Annotated in this window: 22 protein-coding genes; 12 read left to right on the top strand and 10 right to left on the bottom strand. The window is 65.5% G+C overall.

Annotation, left to right across the window (positions count from 1 at the left end; all coding sequences use genetic code 11):
* Positions 1-33: 33 nt before the first annotated feature.
* Positions 34-2,178: a PQQ-dependent dehydrogenase, methanol/ethanol family gene (locus tag K3A84_RS12590; RefSeq protein ID WP_225009698.1), complete on the bottom strand. Its 2,145-nt coding sequence runs from the start codon at positions 2,176-2,178 to the stop codon at positions 34-36.
* Between the two features lie 91 nt (positions 2,179-2,269).
* Positions 2,270-3,112, bottom strand: coding sequence for an SDR family oxidoreductase (locus K3A84_RS12585; RefSeq protein ID WP_225009697.1), 843 nt, complete (start codon positions 3,110-3,112; stop codon positions 2,270-2,272).
* Between the two features lie 134 nt (positions 3,113-3,246).
* On the opposite strand from K3A84_RS12585, the gene K3A84_RS12580 reads away from it, so the two are divergent.
* Positions 3,247-4,116: a dienelactone hydrolase family protein gene (locus tag K3A84_RS12580; protein WP_225009696.1), complete on the top strand. Its 870-nt coding sequence runs from the start codon at positions 3,247-3,249 to the stop codon at positions 4,114-4,116.
* Between the two features lie 682 nt (positions 4,117-4,798).
* Here the strand turns inward: K3A84_RS12580 and K3A84_RS12575 are convergent.
* Complete coding sequence (locus tag K3A84_RS12575) at positions 4,799-5,614, bottom strand: DUF4393 domain-containing protein (RefSeq protein ID WP_225009695.1); 816 nt, start codon at positions 5,612-5,614, stop codon at positions 4,799-4,801.
* A gap of 155 nt (positions 5,615-5,769) precedes the next feature.
* Complete coding sequence (locus K3A84_RS12570; protein WP_225009694.1) at positions 5,770-6,825, bottom strand: ribonucleotide-diphosphate reductase subunit beta; 1,056 nt, start codon at positions 6,823-6,825, stop codon at positions 5,770-5,772.
* 309 nt (positions 6,826-7,134) lie between these two features.
* On the opposite strand from K3A84_RS12570, the gene K3A84_RS12565 reads away from it, so the two are divergent.
* Complete coding sequence (locus tag K3A84_RS12565; protein WP_225009868.1) at positions 7,135-7,347, top strand: DUF2171 domain-containing protein; 213 nt, start codon at positions 7,135-7,137, stop codon at positions 7,345-7,347.
* A 167-nt stretch (positions 7,348-7,514) separates the two neighbouring features.
* On the opposite strand, the gene K3A84_RS12560 is transcribed toward K3A84_RS12565, so the two are convergent.
* The 3 genes from K3A84_RS12560 to K3A84_RS12550 all read right to left on the bottom strand — a co-directional run bounded on the left by K3A84_RS12560 (position 7,515) and on the right by K3A84_RS12550 (position 10,412).
* Positions 7,515-7,898, bottom strand: coding sequence for a PepSY domain-containing protein (locus tag K3A84_RS12560; RefSeq protein ID WP_225009693.1), 384 nt, complete (start codon positions 7,896-7,898; stop codon positions 7,515-7,517).
* Between the two features lie 228 nt (positions 7,899-8,126).
* Positions 8,127-8,360 (bottom strand): hypothetical protein, encoded by a 234-nt coding sequence (locus tag K3A84_RS12555; RefSeq protein ID WP_225009692.1) that lies wholly within the window; start codon positions 8,358-8,360, stop codon positions 8,127-8,129.
* Between the two features lie 33 nt (positions 8,361-8,393).
* Positions 8,394-10,412 carry a ribonucleoside-diphosphate reductase subunit alpha gene (locus K3A84_RS12550; RefSeq protein WP_225009691.1) on the bottom strand — a complete coding sequence of 673 codons (2,019 nt, stop codon included), beginning with the start codon at positions 10,410-10,412 and terminating at the stop codon, positions 8,394-8,396.
* A 546-nt stretch (positions 10,413-10,958) separates the two neighbouring features.
* Here K3A84_RS12550 and K3A84_RS12545 point away from each other — a divergent pair.
* Complete coding sequence (locus K3A84_RS12545) at positions 10,959-11,207, top strand: GlsB/YeaQ/YmgE family stress response membrane protein (RefSeq protein ID WP_225009690.1); 249 nt, start codon at positions 10,959-10,961, stop codon at positions 11,205-11,207.
* 13 nt (positions 11,208-11,220) lie between these two features.
* On the opposite strand, the gene K3A84_RS12540 is transcribed toward K3A84_RS12545, so the two are convergent.
* Complete coding sequence (locus K3A84_RS12540) at positions 11,221-11,838, bottom strand: LysE family translocator (RefSeq protein WP_225009689.1); 618 nt, start codon at positions 11,836-11,838, stop codon at positions 11,221-11,223.
* Between the two features lie 59 nt (positions 11,839-11,897).
* The gene (gene nadB, locus K3A84_RS12535; RefSeq protein WP_225009688.1) at positions 11,898-13,481 is read right to left on the bottom strand and encodes an L-aspartate oxidase; all 1,584 of its coding nucleotides are present in this window, start codon (positions 13,479-13,481) and stop codon (positions 11,898-11,900) included.
* 269 nt (positions 13,482-13,750) lie between these two features.
* Between nadB and K3A84_RS12530 the strand changes: the two genes are divergently transcribed.
* Positions 13,751-13,933: a hypothetical protein gene (locus K3A84_RS12530; RefSeq protein ID WP_225009687.1), complete on the top strand. Its 183-nt coding sequence runs from the start codon at positions 13,751-13,753 to the stop codon at positions 13,931-13,933.
* An 18-nt stretch (positions 13,934-13,951) separates the two neighbouring features.
* Here the strand turns inward: K3A84_RS12530 and K3A84_RS12525 are convergent, their stop codons facing one another.
* A complete protein-coding gene (locus tag K3A84_RS12525) occupies positions 13,952-14,890 on the bottom strand; it encodes an ABC transporter ATP-binding protein (protein WP_225009686.1) in 939 nt (312 codons plus the stop codon).
* Between the two features lie 97 nt (positions 14,891-14,987).
* Here K3A84_RS12525 and K3A84_RS12520 point away from each other — a divergent pair, with 97 nt between their 5' ends.
* The 8 genes from K3A84_RS12520 (at position 14,988) to K3A84_RS12485 (ending at position 20,846) form a co-directional block, all read left to right on the top strand.
* Complete coding sequence (locus K3A84_RS12520; RefSeq protein ID WP_225009685.1) at positions 14,988-15,179, top strand: zinc-finger domain-containing protein; 192 nt, start codon at positions 14,988-14,990, stop codon at positions 15,177-15,179.
* Between the two features lie 45 nt (positions 15,180-15,224).
* Positions 15,225-16,655, top strand: coding sequence for a metalloprotease TldD (gene tldD / locus K3A84_RS12515; protein ID WP_225009684.1), 1,431 nt, complete (start codon positions 15,225-15,227; stop codon positions 16,653-16,655).
* A 7-nt stretch (positions 16,656-16,662) separates the two neighbouring features.
* Positions 16,663-17,133, top strand: coding sequence for a GFA family protein (locus tag K3A84_RS12510; protein ID WP_225009683.1), 471 nt, complete (start codon positions 16,663-16,665; stop codon positions 17,131-17,133).
* 117 nt (positions 17,134-17,250) lie between these two features.
* A complete protein-coding gene (locus K3A84_RS12505; protein WP_404823150.1) occupies positions 17,251-17,688 on the top strand; it encodes a hypothetical protein in 438 nt (145 codons plus the stop codon).
* A gap of 49 nt (positions 17,689-17,737) precedes the next feature.
* Positions 17,738-18,292: a GNAT family N-acetyltransferase gene (locus tag K3A84_RS12500; RefSeq protein ID WP_225009682.1), complete on the top strand. Its 555-nt coding sequence runs from the start codon at positions 17,738-17,740 to the stop codon at positions 18,290-18,292.
* Between the two features lie 7 nt (positions 18,293-18,299).
* Complete coding sequence (gene ispG, locus K3A84_RS12495; RefSeq protein ID WP_225009681.1) at positions 18,300-19,436, top strand: flavodoxin-dependent (E)-4-hydroxy-3-methylbut-2-enyl-diphosphate synthase; 1,137 nt, start codon at positions 18,300-18,302, stop codon at positions 19,434-19,436.
* Between the two features lies 1 nt (position 19,437).
* Complete coding sequence (locus K3A84_RS12490) at positions 19,438-20,346, top strand: EamA family transporter (protein ID WP_225009680.1); 909 nt, start codon at positions 19,438-19,440, stop codon at positions 20,344-20,346.
* Positions 20,343-20,846, top strand: a complete 504-nt coding sequence (locus K3A84_RS12485) for a GNAT family N-acetyltransferase (protein WP_225009679.1) — start codon at positions 20,343-20,345, stop codon at positions 20,844-20,846. The genes K3A84_RS12490 and K3A84_RS12485 overlap by 4 nt, the downstream gene beginning before the upstream one ends.
* Positions 20,847-20,874 lie beyond the last annotated feature (28 nt).

Genomic DNA, 20,874 nt, shown 5'->3' with positions numbered 1-20,874 from the left:
TTGCCCGCCACGACCGCCGTTAGCAAGACGGGATCAGCCGCCCTTCTTGTCTTCCAGCGCCTTGTCGTCGTTGGCGCGCTTGATCAGGAACTGGCGCAGGTCCTCGGCGTCTTCCGGCTTCAGTGCCGACTTGAACGAGACCATGCCGTTCTGGTGCAGCACGCCGTCGATGACGATCGAGCGGATGGCTTCGTCCGATCCGAGTGCGCCCGAATGGCGCAAGTCGGGCACGAGACCGCCCGCGATGGCCGCGTCACCGTGGCAGACGGTGCAATAGCGGCCATAGAGCGCGCCGCCGCGTGCCACCTGGTCTGCCGTGCCGGTGAAGGGCGGCGGATCGAGCACGGCCTGGTTGTCGGCCTTGGGCGCGGCGGGAAGCTGCGCCTTGCCGCCCAGCTTGAAGACCATCAGGCGGCTGATGTTCTTGTAGGCTCCGCCACTGTGGGCAAGGATGCCCGCCGAAAGATCCCACACGCCGCCCCAGCCCACGAGCACGGCGACATACTGCTCGCCATTGATGGCATAGGTCATCGGCGGCGCGATCACGCCGCTCTGCGTGGCGAAGGACCACAGCTTCTGACCCTTGTCCGCGCTGTAGGCGGCGAATTGCCCTTGCGCGTTGCCCTGGAACACCAGGTTGCCCGCAGTGGAGAGCACGCCGCCGTTCCACGGCGACGGCATCGGCACGCGCCACGCTTCCTTCTTGTTGACCACGTCCCACGCGACGAGCGCGCCGGTGGTCGCTGCCTTGGCCGCGGCGCGGCCTTCTGCCGGAAGCGTGGTCTTGGACGGGTCGATGGCGAACTGGTAGCCGATCGCGCTGGGCTTCCAGTCCTTGGCCGCGACGTAGCCTTGCGCCGCGATGTTGGTGGGGATGTAGAGCAGGCCGGTCTTGGGGTTGAAGCTCTGCGCGTGCCACGAATGCGCGCCGATCGCGCCGGGCAGGCCGACGAAGGCCTTGCCGGTCTTTTCATAGCGCGCTTCGGGGGCGATGGTGGCCTTGCCGGTCTTGGGATCGATGCCGGTCGTCCAGTTGACCGGCACCCACGGCGTGGCCGAAAGGAACTGGCCGGTCTTGACGTCGATCACGTAGACATGGCCGTTTTTGGGCGCGTGGATCGCGACATGGCGCTTCTGACCGTCGATGGTCAGGTCGGCGATCGTGATCTGCGCGTCGGAATCGAAGTCCCAGCGGTCTTCGGGCGTTTCCTGGTAATGCCAGGCGTACTGGCCGGTGTCGGCGTTCACCGCGACGATCGAGGAGGTGTAGAGCGCATCGCCATCGCGGCCCGAAGCGGCCGGGTTCCACGGCTCGGCATTGCCGGTGCCGAACAGCACGAGGTTGGTCGACGGATCGTAGGTAATCGAATCCCACACGGTGCCGCCACCGCCCAGTGTCCACCAGTCGCCGCCCCAGGTCTTGGCGGCGGCTTCCATCGCGGCCTTGTTCAGGCCTTCCTTGTCGAAGCCGTCCTTGGGGTTGCCGGGCACGGTGTTGAAGCGCCAGACTTCTGCCCCGGTGTTGGGATCATAGGCGGCGATATAGCCGCGCGCGCGGTATTCGCCGCCGCCCGCGCCGATCACGATGCGGCCCTTCACCACGCGCGGAGCGCCGGTGATGGTATAGTTCTGCTGGTCGGGCACGACGACCTTGGCGAAGACTTCCTTGCCGCTCTTGGCATCGAGCGCAACGAGGCGGCCGTCGAGCGTGCCGACGTAGATCTTGTCGCCATAGATCGCGACGCCACGGTTTACCGCATCGCAGCAGGCGCGGACGACGGTTTCGCGCGGCACCTTGGGATCATAGGCCCACTTGAGCGCGCCGGTGGTGGCGTCATAAGCCTTGACCATCGACCAGGCGGTGGAGACGTAGATCACCCCGTCGTGCATCAGCGGGGTGGCTTCCTGCCCGCGCGCGGTGTCGAGATCGGCGAACCAGGCGAGGCCCAGCTGGCCCACGTTCTGGTCATTGACCGCCGTCAGTGGCGAGAAGCGCTGCTCGCCATAGTCGCGGCCATAGCTCAGCCATTCGTTGTCGCTGCCTTGCGCGATCATCGTGTCGGTCACGCCCGACATGGCCGCACCCGCCTTGGCCGGATCGCCGCTGCCCATCTGGCAGGCCGCGATCGTCAGCGCGACCGCAGAAATCGCGATTGCCGAAACCTGTTTTACCCGCATCGTTCGGATCCTCTCCATCCGTTCCGGTCGCCCACCCCGTTGAATTGGCGTCCGGTCAAATTGTTCCGCCGCGCCTTTCCGGCGCGATCTGTCACAGCATGTAGTAGTCGCCCGCGCCGCGCACGGTGATCTCGCCGATCGAGACGCCCCACGGCTGGTCGATGGCATGGATCACCGCGTCCGCGATGAAGCGCGGTTCGAGATTGGCGTAGTCGATGTTTTCGGGGTTCAGCCGCGCCGGGTCGATCGAACCGTCGGCCATCTGCGCGAACACCGCGTTGGCTTCGGCAGCGTTGAGGCCGAGGATGCCCGCAAGGCCGTCCATGTTGACGACCGTGCCGGCAAGGCCGGTGCCGGCAACGCCCGTGGGCTTCACCGTCGTGACCTTGATCTTTCCGCGCGATTCCAGCCGCAGCGATTCGCCCAGGATGTTCACCGCCGCCTTGGTCGCGCCATAGACGCCCGCGCCCACGGTGGGAAAATTGCCGTAGATCGACGAGACGTTGATCACCTGGCCCTTTCCGCCCGCGATCATCGGATCATAGGCCGCGACCATGCCGTTGAGCACGCCCTTGAAGTTGATGTCGATGCAGCGGACCCACGCATCGTAGGCCGCACCGTGATCGGCGAAGAACGCCAGCGGCATGACGCCCGCGTTGTTGACCATGACGTCGATCCCGCCGTGGTGGGTGACGGCGGCGGCGACCAGCGCCTTCATCGCGGCGAGGTCCGTCACGTCGGTCACAACGCCTTGCGCCGTGCCGCCTGCGCTGCGAATTTCAGCCACGGTGGCGTCGAGCGCCTCGCCCTGAATGTCGCCCAGCGTCACCTTAGCGCCAAGCGCGGCGGCCTTTTGCGCCACGAGCTTGCCGAAGCCGCCCCCGGCGCCGGTGATGACGATCGATTTTCCGGCGATATGGTCGGCCACGCGCATCCCTCGATTGGTTGTTTAACCTATCAGTTAAAAGGGTTCCGGCGCGGGAGCAAGCGGAACATCGGGGCAGCGTTGCAAGGGGGCGAAGGGGCGCTATCGTGGGCGACGACGGAGCGATGCGAGGAGCGATACCGATGTGCGATGAGCTGACCGAGCGCGATGCGGCAAGCTTCCTGCTGGATCGTCGGCGTTTCGCCGCGCTGGGCGCGGGCGCGGCGGTGCTGGCGGTTTCGCCCGGCTGCGTGGGCCGCGAAGCGCCCGATGCGCTGCCGACGGCGAGCCGGGCCGTGACCATCACGACGCCCGATGGCAAGGCCGATGCCTTCTTCGTGTATCCCAAGGCGGGCAGGCACCCGGCGGTGGTGATGTGGCCCGATATCGCCGGGCTTCGCGATGCCTATCGCACGATGGGCACGCGGCTGGCGGCGGCGGGCTATGCGGTGCTGGTGGTGAACCAGTACTATCGCTCGCAAGCGGCGCCGATCCTGCAAAGCCTGTCCGAATGGCGCACGCCGGCGGGGCAGGAAACGCTCAAGCCGATGATCGCCGCGATCACGCCCGAAGGCACGGTGCGCGATGCGGGCGCGTTCGTCGCGTGGCTTGATGCGCAGGCCGAGGTCGATACCGCGCGCAAGATCGGGTCTGCGGGATACTGCATGGGCGGGCCGTTCACCGTGCGCACCGCCGTGGCCAACCCGGCGCGGGTGGGCGCGGCGGCGAGCTTCCATGGCGCGAACCTCGTGGCCGATACGCCCGACAGCCCGCACAAGCTGCTGGCGCGCACGCAGGCGAGCTACCTGTTCGCCATCGCCCAGAACGACGACGAACGCGCGCCCGGCGACAAGGACGCCCTGCGCGCCGCAGCCAGGGCGGCGGGGCGAGCGGCGGAAGTGGAAGTCTATCCCGCGCAGCACGGCTGGTGCACGATCGATGCGCAGATCTATGACGCGGTGCAGGCGGAAAAGGCGTGGGCGCGGATGCTGGCGCTGTTCAAGGGGCTGTAGCGCACGCCCGATCGTCCGGCGGCCAGCCCGGACGTTTTGCCTTGAGGGAACGGACCTGCGCGACCGGCGCGGGCGCCATTGCATGGCTCCTGCGAGGAAGGGCGGTAACGCGTTGGGCGAGTGGCCGGGCGGGGCGTTGTCTCCGTTCCGGCACAGCCTTGATCAGACATGCGGCTCGATCCCGGGCGGCGGCTCGCTTGCGGCCCGGTCCGTAGCGATATGTTCGTGAAGGGAGAGACCGGGGATGGCAGGGGCGATACTGGCCCCTGCGTTGCCCGGTCGGGGCCTTCGCGAAGCGCATGCACGCGGCTGAACCGCCGCACCACATCCGCACATCCGTTGCTCTGGCCTGGGTTTGCCCGGGGACTTGGGGCTTAACGCCCTGTTCGCTGGAAGATCCAGCGCCCCCGCGAAGCGCAAACCCGCGCCGGTCGCGTCGGGGCCAATCCCATCGGCTTGCGCCCATATGGCTGACCCCGAAGGAGCGAGGGCGAAGCCGGCCATGCCTGCTCCCGGTCCGTGGGCGGGGCGTATAACCTATATGGTTTGTTTTGTCAAGGTTCGGGAAGAAGAAGCAGATGCGAGGGGGCTTGCGTTCCCGGGACATCCAGCCGCGACAGCAGCATAATCATAATGTTATTTATATAGTTTCGCAAAATAAAATATAAATATACCCTAAATTCTAAGTGCAGGCTTCTAAAAACCTATCACCGAAAGGTGTCATCGCTATAACACCTTTTTCAAAAACCACATCTCCCGGTATGTGAAAGCGGCGAAAATCTCTGTATGGGGCATTTTGATATATTTTATCAATTTCAGATTTTAGATCGTCATACAGTTTTTGATCTGCAATTTCTTGCGTCATATCTATTTGTATAAGGCCTTTTGATTGCAGGATAGTAAGGTAGAATGGAATGTTTTCCAAGAAAACAACCTCATCTGGAACTTCAAATATCAAAGGGTGAATTACGCGATATCCACCGTTCTCGGAAAATCTTAGTACATTTATGGTGGGGTGCAAATTTGTTTTTTGTAAATCTTTTATTATAAAGGCTTCGTCTGAAGTCATATTTGCTATGATTGAGATGAAGCTTGGGTGGGCTTTGGAGACTTCATCTGAATTAGAGGCTTTGGCTAAAAGCTCTATAAACATGGATTGAAGATTTTCATCGGAGGTTATGCTAATCTTCTCTAGGAGAGGAATGGCAATATCGGGAACTACTTCGCAGATTTGTTCTATTGGTATCTCGGAAAAGCGCCTAGCTATTCTCTCAAAAGCTTTCACTTCGAATTGTCTGGCTGCCTCATTGGCAAGCCGAAGAGGCAATAGAATTGTCGAGCCAAGGCCTAAAACTGAGCTTATGGCCTTGCCCACCTGTTGGACCCCTGGTTTCGCTAGATCGCCATATATTTCTTTAAGTAGTTCTGGGGATTTCCATGCAGCGGTTGCCAATGCTCCCGCTGACCCAATTGCCGAAATTTGGCTGGCGATATCCATTGAAATCCCCTTGTGGGAGCGCGAGGGGGTAACCCCCTCGCATCAATCCCTTCTCTTCCTGCCTTCCCTTAGCCTCCAGAAGTGGGCCCCCGGATCAAGTCCGGGGTGACGGTGGAGAGGGGGCGCGGGCAGGCGCGCGTGGGACAGGGTGGTGTTTACTCCGCCGCGATCCCCGCCGCGCCGAACATGTCGATGTCGGCTTCTTCGCTGACCGGTTCGTTGGCGGCGGTCTTGGCCTTGCGGCGGCTGTCGAAGCTGGACCAGACGGTGTTCCAGTCGCCGCGGGTGGCGGCCTTGGAATATTCGGTCGCGCGGGTTTCGAAGAAGTTGGCGTGTTCCACGCCGTTCAGCAGCGGGGCGAGCCAAGGGAGGGGGTGGTCCTCGATCATGTAGATCGGCTGGAAGCCCAGCTGGCCGAGGCGCCAGTCGGCGATGTAGCGGATGTAGCGCTTGATTTCCTTCGGGCTCATGCCCGGGACCGGGCCTTGTTCGAAGGCGAGGTCGATGAAGGCGTCTTCCAGTCGCACGGTCTTCTGGCAGCAATCGATGATGTCTTCCTTCACCGCCTTGGTCAGGCAGCCGCGTTCGGCGACGAAGGCGTGGAACAGGCGGGTGATGCCTTCGCAGTGGAGCGATTCATCCCGGACCGACCACGAGACGATCTGGCCCATGCCCTTCATCTTGTTGAAGCGGGGGAAGTTCATCAGCATGGCGAAGCTGGCGAAGAGCTGCAGCCCTTCGGTGAAGCCGCCGAACATGGCGAGGGTGCGGGCGATGTCTTCGTCGGTATCGACGCCGAACTGCTGCAGGTAATCGTGCTTGGCCTTCATCTCCTCGTATTCGAGGAACATGCCGTATTCGCTTTCGGGCATGCCGATGGTGTCAAGCAGGTGGCTGTAGGCGGCGATGTGCACCGTCTCCATGTTGGAGAAGGCAGCGAGCATCATCTTGACCTCGGTCGGCTTGAACACGCGGCCGTACTTTTCGTGGTAGCAATCCTGCACCTCGACATCGGCCTGGGTGAAGAAGCGGAAGATCTGCGTCAGCAGGTTGCGTTCGTGCTCGCTGATCTTCTGCGCCCAGTCGCGGCAATCTTCGCCCAGCGGCACTTCTTCCGGCATCCAGTGGATCTGCTGCTGGCGCTTCCAGAAATCGTAGGCCCAGGGATATTCGAAGGGCTTGTAGGTCTTGCGGGCTTCGAGAAGGGGCATCGGGCTGGTCCTTGGGCGAATCGGTTACAGGGAATGTAGGGGGCGGGGCCGGGCGGCGAAAGCGGCGCTGCCCCGTGGGGAGGCGTGCGGAGGCGGTTTTCCACCGTGTCGTCGACTGCGGCGGGAACGGGCGGTGCCGGGCCGCATTGGTTGGGCAGAGGCGCTGCTGCGCAGGTCAGCGGCGCGCGACCTTTCCCAACGAGGAGAAACGCCATGAGCGAGAACCAGCAGGAACAGTTCCAGTCCTCCGGTGGGGGCCAGCAGGGCGACGGCGCGGCGCATGGCATTGGCGAACAGATCCGCGAGCACATGGAAGTGATCGGCGCCGATGGCGTGCATGTGGGCACGGTCGACCATGTCGATGGACGGCGCATCAAGCTGACCAAGGCCGATGGCGGGATGGGCCGCCACGAAGGCCACCACCATTACATCTCGCTGGGCCTCGTCGCGGGCGTGGAGGGCGACAAGGTGCGCCTCTCGGCCAATGGCGACGTCGCCTATGGCATGGAAGAAGAGGAATGAGGGCCTGGCGCCCTGTGCCAAAGCTCCGTCCCCTTCGGAGCCAGGTCGCGCCATGTCGTAACTGGTGAGGCCGGAAGGCGCCCCGTCGCAAGACGGGGCGTTTTTCTGCGTCCGGTCGCCGGAAGGCAAGCCCCCGACGGATGTCAGGGACACACCTTGAGCAGCGCCTACTTCCAGAACCAGCCGGGCTTGAGTTTGCGGCTCGCGCGGTTGCGCCACATCTGGATGTAGAGCCACAGTCCCGAGAAGCTGAAGAACACCATCGCAAAGCCGGAGAGCGTGGCGATCACCACGCCTGCCGGACCGAAGCTTTCGCCTGAATGCAGGTGATGCAGCGTCCCCACCAGCGCGCGCGGATCGCCCGGCTTGGGCTTGGGCCGGCACATGTAGTCCGGCGGGCAGACGAAGGCGGGCTTGGCCGAAGCCTCGGCAGCGGGCTTCTCCGGCGCGCTGCCCAGCAGCGGCACGATCTGGCTGAGCACGCCGGTGACCGCGATCCACAGCAGGAACACCGAGAAGAACACCGAAAGCCAGCGGTGCCATTTGCGCATGAAGAGATCCCCTTTGATAATGCGAATTGATCGCAGTTGTAGCCGCGCTTGTTGGGATCAGGCAAGCGGGGGTCTTGTCGCCGATTGTCGCGGGCGCGCGCAAGCCGCGAAGTGTCGCGGGGTGTAACGGGGCGGCGGGCACGCGCAGATAGCGCTGGTCCCTCCCCGCCGGGGAGGGGGGAAGGGCTCCGGGCGCCGTATCTTGCAGGGGGGCGGGCGGCATCGTCGTCACTTTTCCGCCAGCGGCAGGAGCGGAGCCAGCAACAGGGCGGCACTGAACAGGATCGCCATCCAGCCCTGTTGGCGGGCCAGCGCGAGCTTTTGGGCGGGGTTGGTCACGGGCTGTCCCAGCTGCAGCGTCCGCATCGGGCGCAACGGCGGCTGGCGCAGGCGCACCTGGCGATACCCCCAGTGCAGCGCGAACAGCTCGGCCGGCAGCATGAACAGATAGGCCATGTTCATGCGCCGCCCCGTGTCAGCGGGCCACGTTTGCCATCACTGGCAAGCGAGGCATTCCTCGTAGTCGGTCGGGCTGGCGGCGAGTTCGATGACGGGCGCGCTGGCGGTGTTGTCCGCTTCGACGCCGCCGGCGAACCCTGCGCGCTGCACCGACTTCGAGCGCAGGTAATAGAGGCTCTTGATGCCCTTTTCCCACGCCTGGAAGTGGAGCATCAGCAGGTCCCACTTGTCGACGTCTGCCGGAATGTAGAGGTTCAGCGACTGCGCCTGGTCGATGTAGGGCGTGCGATCGGCCGCGAATTCGAGCAGCCAGCGCTGGTCGATCTCGAAGCTGGTCTTGAAGATCGCCTTTTCTTCCGGGCTCAGGAAATCGAGGTGCTGGACCGAGCCGCCGCGTTCGAGGATCGAGTTCCACACGTTGGTGGAATCCTTCGACTTCTGCTGCAGCAGCTTTTCGAGGTATTCGTTCTTGACCACGAACGAGCCCGACAGGGTCTTGTGCGTGTAGATGTTGGCCGGGATCGGCTCGATGCAGGCGCTGGTGCCGCCGCAGATGATCGAGATCGACGCGGTGGGCGCGATCGCCATCTTGCAGGAGAAGCGCTGCATCACGCCCATGTCGGCGGCATCGGGGCAAGGCCCGCGTTCCTGCGCCAGCAGCAGCGAGGCTTCGTCCGCCTTGGCGGCGACGTGGCGGAACATCTTGAGGTTCCACGCCTTGGCCATCGCGGATTCAAACGCGATGCCCTTCTTCTGCAGGAAGGAGTGGAAGCCCATCACGCCCATGCCGACGCTGCGTTCGCGCATGGCCGAATACTTGGCGCGGGCCATTTCGGGCGGCGCGCGGTCGATGTAGTCCTGCAGCACGTTGTCGAGGAAGCGTAGCACGTCCTCGATGAACTGCTTGTCGCCGTTCCACTCGTCCCAGGTTTCGAGGTTCAGCGAGGACAGGCAGCACACCGCGGTGCGGTCGTTGCCGAGGTGATCGCGACCCGTGGGCAGGGTGATTTCCGAACACAGGTTCGAGGTCGAGACCTTGAGCCCGAGATCGCGGTGATGCTTGGGCATCGTGCGGTTCACCGTGTCGTTGAACACGATGTAGGGCTCACCCGTGGCGAGGCGGGTTTCGACCAGCTTCTGGAACAGGCTGCGGGCATCGACCTTGCCGCGCACCGAGCCGTCCTTGGGGCTGCGCAGGGCAAATTCGGCGCCGTCGCGCACCGCTTCCATGAACTCGTCGGTGAGCAGCACGCCGTGGTGGAGGTTCAGCGCCTTGCGGTTGAAGTCGCCTGACGGCTTGCGGATTTCGAGGAACTCCTCGATTTCCGGGTGCGAGACGTCGAGGTAGCACGCGGCCGAACCACGGCGCAGCGAGCCCTGGCTGATGGCGAGCGTGAGGCTGTCCATCACGCGGACGAAGGGGATGATGCCGCTGGTCTTGCCGTTGAGGCCGACGCTCTCGCCGATGCCGCGCACCTGGCCCCAATAGGTGCCGATGCCGCCGCCCCGGCTGGCGAGCCAGACGTTCTCGTTCCAGGTGCCGACGATGCCTTCAAGGCTGTCTTCCACCGAGTTCAGGTAGCACGAGATCGGCAGGCCGCGCCCGGTGCCGCCGTTCGAAAGGACCGGCGTTGCGGGCATGAACCACAGCTTCGAGATGTAGTCGTAGAGCCGCTGGGCGTGGTCCTGATCGTCGGCATAGGCGTCGGCCACACGGGCGAACAGGTCCTGGTACTTTTCGCCAGGCAGCAGGTAGCGGTCGTCGAGCGTGTCCTTGCCGAACACGGTCAGCAGCGCATCGCGGCTTTCGTCGGTGACGATCGAGAATCGGCGGGCGTGCACCGATTTGGAATCGTTCTTGGGCGCAACCGCGGCCAAGCTGGCTGCGGCGACGGTCGCCGCCATGCCGGCCAGCAGGTTCTCGCTGCCCTGATCCTTCGCTTCCATCGTCATTGCCTTCGCTTCGCCTGTCTCGGCCATATCGGCCTGTGCGGGGCCTTCGAGACCCAGTTCGTCCTGCGCCGCCACGGAACCGTCCCCAGTCCTGAAATCCATGTGCAACCCCCGTATCGCGGCCCTTGCACGCGCAGCGCGAAGGGCGGTTCCAATCTCCGCTGCGTCGCTGGCCGGATTGCCCCGGCGCGCCGCCCGCGTCTTCGAATCGGAGGCTGGCCCCGATCCTACACTGGGCGGAACGGAAGCGGAACATGAATCCCGCTCAACCGCCTGCGCCCCGGTTTCCCGCGCCCTGCCCTGTTTTCAGGGAAAAGGGCGCAAGGGTCTTGCGCGCGCCTTTCGGTGCGCGTTGGCTCCAAACTAGGTCTAGAGGTCCCCCACCGGCTTAACCACAATCCATAGTGCCTCAATGGGTTTCAGACACAAGAGGGGGGTACCCCCAAGGGCGATTCGGTTCGTCGCACGTGCGATTCGTTTCATCGCAGTGACAGCCATTGTGCAGTGCAGCGACGCGCGGGGCGAGGCCGGGTTCAAGAGCCAATCGACGCCCGTCGATTTTATTTTGCGCGCAGGCATCAGATTGTGGACAAACGAGGGTCAATCGGACCCTTCCAAGGTGTCCACAGGAATGGAGCCTCGTACGCCGTGCTGAATCTCGTCTCGATCCTGATTTCCGGCCTGCTGGTCGGCCTCCTCGCGCGGGTGCTCTATCTCGGCCCGGTCGACATGGGGCTGGGGCAGACCATCCTGCTCGGTATCGGCGGCTCGCTGGTGGCCGGGCTGGCGGCGAGCTGGCGCGACGGGCGGCCATGGAGCGAGGGCTTCAGCCGCGCAGGCTGCCTGGCCTCGGTGGTGGGAGCGATGCTCCTGATCTTCCTGGCCCGGCACTTCTAGGGCGCGGACGGCGTCACCGTGCGGACGAGAGGGCCAGCCTGACGCCGAAGGCTACGAACACCGCGCCGGTCACGCGATCGAGCGCGGCGATCACCGCCGGGCGGCGCAGCCAGCGCGACAGGCCTGCCGTCGCGCCGATCAGAGCCGCGAACCAGAGCACCGACAGCGCAACGTGGATCGAGGCCAGCAGGAACGCGCGGGGGCCGATCGCGACGCCTGCGGGGATGAACTGCGGCAGGAAGGTGACGTAGAAGATCCCCATCTTGGGGTTGAGGGCATTGGTCAGGAAGCCGCGCAGGGCCATGACGAGCGCACCGCTGCGCACAGGCTCGCTCGTGCCGTCGAAGCTTTCGCGCGGGCGCCACAGCAGGCCGGCGGCAAGATAGAGCAGATAGCCCGCGCCCATCCACTTCAGCAGATCGTAGGCAAGCGGCGATGTGCGCAGCAGGGCGGCAAGGCCGAGCGCAACGACCGCGCCCCAGCCAAGGCAGCCCGCGCAGATCCCGGCGGCGGCGGCCATGGCGCTGCGCTTGCCCTCTACCGTAGCGACGCGCAGGACCATGGCGGTATCGACGCCCGGTGTCATGGTAAGCAGCGCGGCGGCGACGATGAAGGCGAGCAGCAGGGCCATGGCCGGACTCTACTTCGCCCGGCCGCCCTCGGGAACGTCCTTGTGCGTGCAGCAGACCTTCACGGCACGAGGATGGTGTCGTGCGGCTCGGCGTCGGTCTGGGGCGTGTCGAGGTTGTAGTGCAGGCCCCGGCTTTCGTGGCGCGCGCGGGCGGAGCGAACGATCAGCTCGGCGCTCTGCAGCAGGTTGCGCAGTTCGATCAGGTCGGTCGAGACGCGGAAGTGGCCGTAGTAGTCGTTGACCTCGTCGAACAGCAGCTTGATGCGGTGCGCGGCGCGTTCGAGGCGCTTGTTGGTGCGCACGATGCCGACGTAGTTCCACATGAAGCGGCGGATCTCGGTCCAGTTCTGCTTGATGACGACTTCCTCGTCCGCCTCGGTCACGCGGCTTTCGTCCCAGGGGCGGACTTCGGGCGGCGCATCGAAGCTGTCCCACCGCGCGAGGATGTCGCGCGCGGCGGCATCGCCGAACACGAAGCATTCGAGCAGCGAGTTGGACGCGAGGCGGTTCGCCCCGTGCAAACCGCTTTCGGTGCATTCGCCGGCGGCATAGAGGCCGGGCAGGTCGGTGCGACCGGCAAGGTCGATGAGAATGCCGCCGCAGGTATAGTGCTGCGCGGGCACCACCGGGATCGGCTGGCGGGTCATGTCGATGCCGAGGCCCAGCAGGCGTTCGTAGATGTTGGGGAAGTGGCCGCGCACGAAATCGGCGGGCATGTGGCTGATGTCGAGATGGACGAAATCGAGGCCGAACTTCTTGATCTCGGAATCGATCGCGCGGGCGACGACGTCGCGCGGGGCCAGCTCCAGCCGCTCGGGGTCGTAGAACTCCATGAAGCGCTTGGCCGTGCGCGGGTTGATCAGTCGCCCGCCTTCGCCGCGCACCGCCTCGGTGATGAGGAAGTTCTTGACTTCGAGGTTGTAGAGGCAGGTCGGGTGGAACTGCATCATCTCCATGTTGGAGACGCGCGCCCCTGCCCGCCAGGCCATGGCGATGCCATCGCCGGTCGCGCCGCGCGGGGCGGTGCTGAACTGGTAGACGCGGCCCGCGCCCCCCGTCGCCAGGATCGTGGCGCGCGCGGTGTAGGCTTCGACCTTGCCGGTGGATTCATCGAGCGCATAGACGCCCCAGACGCGGCCCGAGCCCGAATAGCGCGCGGCTTCGTGGCGGCCCGTGATCAGGTCGATGCAGGCGTGGCCCGGCAGCAGGGTGACGTTGGGGTGATCGTTGGCGGCTTTCAGCAGCGCCTTCTGCACGGCGGCGCCGGTGGCGTCGTCGACGTGGACGATGCGGCGGTGCGAATGGCCGCCTTCGCGGGTGAGGTGGAGCGAGCCCTGCTCAGCATTGAAGGGGACGCCCAGCGCTTCGAGGCGGTGAATCGCCTGCGGGGCGTGCTCGACCACGAATTCGACCGTTTCGCGCCGGTTGAGGCCCGCGCCCGCGATCATCGTGTCGCGGATGTGGTTCTCGAAAGTGTCACCTTCGTCGAGCACGGCGGCGATGCCGCCCTGCGCCCAGTTGGTCGATCCGCCGTCGAGCGCGCCCTTGGCGAGGACAAGCACCTTGCAGCGTTCGGCAAGGACGAGGGCGGCGGTCAGTCCGGCGGCGCCGGAACCAATGATGAGGACGTCGTGTTGGGTCAACCCAGGCGGCTCCCGAATGGCCTCGCGCGGGCGGACGGGCCCGAATGGTGAGCGCGCTCCTTTGCCCGCCACGGCGGCATTTGAAAAGGCGGTTTGATGTCGGATGGCCCGCCACCGCCCTGCAGGGCAGAAGGACGGCCCTTCATTTAAGTATATTCATACGCAGATCATAAGTTAACCATTAAAACTAATTTATGTCTGGTTTTTCATTTCGCGACTGCAGCAGGATACGGTATTGTCCTAAGGATTCCTCAGGGGGAAACGTGGGAATGCTTGGTCGTCTGCTCTGTGTGTTCAACCGCCATCGCCCGCGCCGGGAGCGCATTTCCTGGGACGGGCTCGCCTATGTCTCGCGCTGTCGCCATTGCAACGACGCGATCCGTCGCCGACCGCGTGGCGGGTGGCGCGCCGATCCGCTGCACGGCGAGGAAAAGGCCGCAGACGCGGGCTGACGGATCGGGGCGAGCCGATCAGGCCGCCGTCGTCAGGCTCACGAACACGTCTTCCAGATCGGCCTCGCGCGTGGACACGTCGGCGATGGCGTAGCCCTGGTTCTGGACGAGCGCCAGCACCTGCCCGGCGTTCATCCGGTCCTTGTCGTAGGTGATCTCGACCGTGCGTTCGCCAGTGGCTACGCTCTTGGCGAAGAGTTCGTGTTGCGGTGCAGTAGAGACGTCCCTATCCAAAGTCAGGACGACGATCTTCTCGCGCGCCATGTCGACCAACTCGCGCGTGGGCTTGTTGGCGATCAGCTTGCCGTGGTTGATGATCGCGATGCGGTTGCACAGTTCCTCGGCCTCTTCGAGATAGTGCGTGGTCAGAACGACGGTCACGCCTTCCTCTCGGTTGAGCTTGACCACCAGTTCCCACAGCTGGCGACGCAGTTCGACGTCGACGCCCGCGGTCGGCTCGTCCAGCACCAGCACCGGCGGGCTGTGAACCATCGCCTTGGCCACCAGCAGGCGGCGCTTCATGCCACCGGATAGCGAACGAGCGTAGGCCTGGGCCTTGTCCTCCAGATGCACCGCGCGGAGCAGGTCCATCGAACGGCGCAGTTCCTTGGGCACGCCATAGAGGCCGGCCTGGATGTCCAGCACCTCGACGGGCGTGAAGAAGGGATCGAACACGATTTCCTGCGGCACGATGCCGATCGAGGCCTTGGCGTTGCGCTGGTCGCGATCGATGTCGTGGCCCCAGATCTCGACATGGCCCGAGGTTTTCATGACGAGCCCGGCGAGCGTGTTGATCAGCGTGGACTTGCCCGCGCCGTTGGGGCCGAGCAGGCCGAAGATCTCGCCCTGCGGCACGTCGAAGCTGACGCCGTCGAGCGCGAGCTTGCCCGGGCTCTTCCCGGCGGGGGCATAACGCTTGACGAGGTCGCGGATCAGGATGGCGGGGGGCGTGCTCATGCCGCCATCCCTGCCGCCTCATGTGCGCCACGTAAAGGGCGATCTACGCGAAGCGCCGACTTGTCGGCTTCGCGCGGTTTTGCTAGCGCGCGGCCCCATGATCAAGGCTCCCGAGACGATCCTCACCGACTCCACCCGCGTGTGGTGCGACGGCGCGACCGACATCCGCGGCGGCAGCGCGCTGGGCCATCCGCGCGTCTACATGGAAATCGACGAGAAGGGCTATGCCGAGTGCGGCTATTGCGACCGCCGCTTCGTGCTCAAGGGCGGGCCTGCGGACAAGGCCTGATCCGGTGAGGTAGCGCGCGGCATCGATCGCGCCTATATCGGGGCGATGGATACCCGCTCGCTGCTCTATCGCCCCGGACTGCTTACCCCCGATGACGCGCTGCGCCTTGCACGCGACACGTTGAAAGCTTGCGACGACGGCGAGCTGTACCTCCAGTTCATCGCCTCCGAGAGCTTCGGCTTCGACGACGGGCGGCTGAAGATGGCCGACTATTCGCGCGACGCGGGCTTCGGCCTGCGCGGCGTGTCGGGCGAGATGACCGGCTTTGCCCACGCCAACGAGATTTCCGCCGCCGCCATCGCGCGGGCAGGCGAGACGCTCCAGCTGCTCGATCCGGCCAAGGGCCAGCCCGCCCCGCCGCCGCGCAGCAGCAACCGCCACCTCTATACCGATGCCTCGCCGCTCGATGCTGTGCCGTTCGAGGCCAAGGTCAAGCTGCTCGAGACGATCGACGCCGCCGCCCGCGCGCGCGATCCGCGCGTGGCGCAGGTCTCGGCCTCGCTTTCGGCCAGCTGGTCGGTGGTCGAGATCGTGCGCGCCGATGGCTTCGTGGCGCACGATGTACGCCCGCTGGTCCGGCTGAACGTATCGATCGTGGCCGAACACGAAGGGCGGCGCGAAACCGGCAGCTTCGGCATCGGCGGGCGCAGGCTCTACGACGACCTGTTCGCGCCCGAAACGTGGAACCGCGCGATTGACAGCGCGCTGGCGCAGGCGCTGGTCAATCTCGAATCGGTGGCCGCGCCCGCGGGCGAGATGACCGTACTGCTCGGCCCCGGCTGGCCCGGCGTGCTGCTGCACGAAGCGGTTGGCCATGGGCTGGAAGGCGATTTCAACCGCAAGGGCACCAGCGCCTTTTCGGGCCGCATCGGCCAGCGCGTGGCAGCGCCCGGCGTGACCGTGATCGACGATGGGTCGCTGCTGGGCGTGAACGGGCAGGGGCGGCGCGGTTCGCTGTCGATCGACGACGAAGGCACGCCGACGCAGGAAAACGTGCTGATCGAGGACGGCATCCTGAAGGGCTATATCCAGGACCGTCTCAACGCGCGGCTGATGGGCGTTGAGCCGACCGGCAACGGACGGCGCGAATCCTATGCCCATGCACCGATGCCGCGCATGACCAACACCTTCATGCGCGGCGGCAACGACGATCCGGCCGAGCTGCTGAGCCGCATCAAGAACGGGATCTTCGCCAAGAGCTTCGGCGGCGGGCAGGTGGACATCACCAGCGGCAAGTTCGTGTTTTCCTGCACCGAGGCCTACCGCGTCGAAAACGGCAAGCTGGGCGCCCCGATCAAGGGTGCGACGCTGATCGGCGACGGGCCGACCGTGCTGACGCGCGTGACCGGCATCGGCAACGACATGGCGCTCGACGAAGGCGTGGGCATCTGCGGCAAGGGCGGCCAATCGGTGCCGGCGGGCGTGGGCCAGCCGACGTTGCTGGTCGAAGGCCTGACCGTGGGCGGGACTGGCTGAGGCCGCGATGGCGCGGGGCGATGTGATCACGGGTGGATGTGGGTGTGGCGCGGTACGCTACACCGCCATCGACGCCGGGCTTCGCCCCTATGCCTGCCATTGCAGCGGCTGCCAGACGCGGCAGGGATCGGCCTTTGCGCTGAACCAGCAGGTTCCTGTCGAAGGCTTGGTGATCGAGGGCGAGACGATCACGGGTGCGGTGCTCTCGGTCAGCGGGGCGCGGGTGACGCACCATGCCTGCCCGCTGTGCCTGACCCGGCTCTACACCGTCAACGACCGCCGCCCGGAATGGCCGACGATCCGTGCGGGCACGCGCGACGACAGCACGGAGCTGGTCCCGGCCTTCCATGTCTGGACGAAGCACAAGCAGCCCTGGATCGTGCTGCCGTCCGGCGTGCCCGCCTTCGAAACCCAGCCCGACGAAGCGCAATGGATGGCGCTGGCGCGTGGCGAAGGGTCGGCCCGGCTGGTGCGTTAGAACCGTGGCGGACCGGAGCGACAATCTGGCGAAGGCAACGACGTGGCGAGTCAGGGCCGGTTCACCGGGGATGAGGTAGCGATTCCGCAGGGATCGAAGCGAAAGGATACCCGAGTCATGGCGAAGACGGCACGCAAGACGGGGCTTGCCCTTGCGGCAGGCGCGATGGTTCTGACAGGCGGAATTCTGGCGGGCGGCACGGCCGATGCCAAACCGAAGCTCACCGGCGAACAACAGCTGGCCAAGATGCTCGAGGGCCGCGTCGCGGGTGAGCCGGTGGACTGCATCAACATGCCCACGGTCAGCTCCACGCGGGTGATCGACAAGACCGCGATCGTCTATGACGCGGGCAGCACGCTTTATGTCCAGCGCCCGCGCACCGGGGCCGAATCGCTCGATGACGACGATGTGCTGGTGACCAAGCTGACCGGCTCGCAGCTGTGCAGCGTGGACACGGTCCAGCTCCACGATCGCAGCGGCGGTTTCTGGCGCGGCTTCGTGGGGCTGGACAAGTTCGTGCCGTACAAAAGGGTCAATGCCTCTGGCGGCAAGTGAGCCGCGCGCGGGGTGGAAACCGGCAGGCGTCGGCGCTAGGGTTGCGGCCATGATCCTGCGACTTGCCACGCCCGCCGACACCGCCGCCCTTGCCGACCTCGGCCGCCGCGCGCTGACCGCCAAGTTCGAGCATCTCTACCGGCCCGAGGACTTCGCCCTGTTTCTGGGCGAAGCGCACAGCGATGCCAAGATCGCCTCGGAACTGGCCGATCCGGGGATGCGGATCGCGGTGATCGAGGAGGACGGCAGGCTTGTCGCCTTCTGCAAGCTGGTGCTGGAAAGCACGCTGCCCGGCGGCCACAGCGATGCCGCGCGCCCGCTGGAGCTGAAGCAGCTCTACACCGATCCCGATCGGCTTGGCGGCGGCCTTGGCAGCAAGCTGATGGACTGGGCCATGGCGCAGGCGCAGGCGCACGGCGCCGATGAGGTCCAGCTTTCGGTCTATAGCGAAAACCCCGAGGCGCAGCGGTTCTACCACCGCTATGGCTTCGCCAAGATCGCGGACATCGAGTTCTGGGTGGGCACGCATTGCGATCCCGAGTTGCTCTATGCCCGAAAGATGCTTCCTGCCGACGGTAGCGTTGCCGCCGTGGCGCAGGTATAGGCCCCCCATGTCCTCGATCCGTCCCTGGCGCGATATCGCGCGTCGCAAGAGCCGCCAGATCATGGTCGGCGCGGTTCCCGTTGGCGGCGACGCCCCGATCACCGTGCAGACCATGACCAACACGCCCACCAGCGACGCCGTGGCGACGATCGACCAGATCCGTCGTTGCGAGGAAGCGGGCGCGGACCTGATCCGCGTGTCCTGCCCCGACGAGGCGAGCACCGCGGCTTTCGGCAAGATCGTCAAGGCGGCGCGCGTCCCGCTGATCGCGGACATCCACTTCCACTACAAGCGCGCGCTGGAAGCAGCCGACGCGGGCGCGGCTTGCCTGCGCATCAATCCCGGCAACATCGGCTCCAGCCAGCGCGTGGCCGAAGTGGTGCGCGCGGCCAAGGCCAATGGTTGCGCCATCCGCATCGGCGTGAACGCGGGCAGCCTTGAGAAGGACTTGCTCGAAAAGTACGGCGAGCCGTGTCCCGAAGCACTGGTGGAATCGGCGCTCGATCACATCAAGCTGCTGCAGGACCACGATTTCCACGAATACAAGGTGGCGGTGAAGGCCAGCGACGTGTTCCTCGCGGTCAGTGCCTACATGGGCCTGGCCGAAGCGGTCGACTGCCCGCTGCACCTTGGCATCACCGAGGCGGGCGGGCTGATCGGCGGCACGGTCAAGTCCTCGATCGGCATCGGCAACCTGCTGTGGGCGGGCATCGGCGACACGCTGCGCGTCTCGCTGTCGGCCGAACCCGAAGAGGAAGTGCGCGTCGGCTTCGAAATCCTCAAGGCGCTGGGCCTGCGCACGCGCGGCGTTCGCGTCGTGTCGTGCCCGAGCTGCGCGCGGCAGGGTTTCGACGTGATCCGCACGGTCGAGGCGCTGGAGAAGCGGCTGACCCACATCAAGACGCCGATTTCGCTGTCGGTGCTGGGCTGCGTCGTTAACGGCCCCGGCGAAGCGCGCGAGACCGACATCGGCGTGACCGGCGGCGGCAACGGCAAGCACATGGTCTACCTTTCGGGCGTGACCGACCACCACGTGCAGTCGGCTGAAATGCTCGACCACATCGTCGCGCTGGTGGAAGCCAAGGCGGCGGAAATCGAGGCGGCGACCTCCGACGCGGGCAAGGCGACCGAGGCGGCGGAGTAAGTTGTCCGCGCGTTCCCACGGACTGCCCGCGCTCCATCTCCTGCTCGCCATCGCCATCATGGCGGTGTGGGGGACCAATTTCGTCGTCATCAAGCTGGCGCTGGCGCATCTGCCGCCGCTGACGCTGGCGTTGCTGCGCTTCGTCTTCGTGTTCTTCCCCCTGGCGCTGGTGCTGCCGCGCCCGAAAGTGCCGTGGCGCAACCTTGCCGCCTATGGCGTGCTGATCGGCGCAGGGCAGTTCGGGCTGCTGTTCACCGCGATGCGGGGGGACATCACGCCGGGGCTCGCGAGCCTTGTGGTGCAGGTGCAGGTGTTCTTCACCATCGGCCTGTCGATGCGGCTGACGGGCGAGCGCATGGCAGCCTATCAGATCGCCGCGCTGCTGCTCGCGACGGCGGGGCTGGCGGTGATCCTGACGCATACCGACGGCAGCGCCACGCCGTTGGGCCTTGCGCTGGTGCTGGCCGCGGCACTCAGCTGGTCGGGTGGCAACATGGTGGCCCGCGCCGCCGGACAGCATGATCCGAAGCTCAACATGCTGGCCTATGTCGTGTGGTCGGGGCTGTTCGCGGTGCCGCCGCTGCTGGGCTTTGCGCTGCTGCTCGAAGGGCCGCAGGCGATGGCGCGCGGGATCGCGGCTGCGGACGGCGGGACGTGGGCGGCAGTCGCATGGCAGTCGGTCGGCAACACGATGTTCGGCTATGCCGCGTGGGGCTGGCTGCTGGGGCGGCATCCCGCCGCGCAGGTCGCGCCGATGGCGTTGATGGTGCCGGTGTTCGGCCTGGGCGCGTCCGCGCTGCTGCTGGGCGAGCCGTTGCAGACATGGAAACTGGCGGCCTTCGCGCTCGTCATGGCGGGCCTTGCGCTGGGGATGCTCTGGCCGCGCTTTATCAGGAGAACCACACGATGAGCCTGTCCATCCGTTCTGCCACCCGTGTCGACATCGGCCTGATCGCCGAGCTGATCCGCGCGCTGGCGGATTACGAGAAGCTGCTGGACGAGGTCCGCTTCGACGAGGCGGTGCTGGGCGAAAAGCTGTTCGGCGCGCGCCCCTATGCCGAAGTCGTGATCGGCGAGATCGACGGCGTGGCGCAGGGCTTTGCCTTGTTCTTCCACAATTTCTCGACCTTCGAAGGCAAGCCGGGGATCTATCTCGAAGACCTGTTCGTGCGGCCCGAGGCGCGCGGGTCGGGCCTTGGCAAGGCGTTGCTCGCGCATCTCGCCGCGCTGGCGGTGGAACGCGATTGCGCGCGACTGGAATGGTCGGTGCTCGACTGGAACGAACCATCGATCGGCTTCTACAAGGCGCTGGGCGCGCGGTTCATGGACGAATGGACGGTCATGCGCGTCGATGGCGCGGCGCTGGCGCAACTGGGCGCAGGGGCTGCAATGTCTGCCGAAAAGGTATAGGATACGCGTTCAGGCCGCGGCAGGGTTG

Source organism: Novosphingobium percolationis, assembly GCF_020179425.1.
GTDB lineage: Bacteria > Pseudomonadota > Alphaproteobacteria > Sphingomonadales > Sphingomonadaceae > Novosphingobium > Novosphingobium percolationis.
This window is presented reverse-complemented; position numbering and strand designations above follow the sequence as displayed.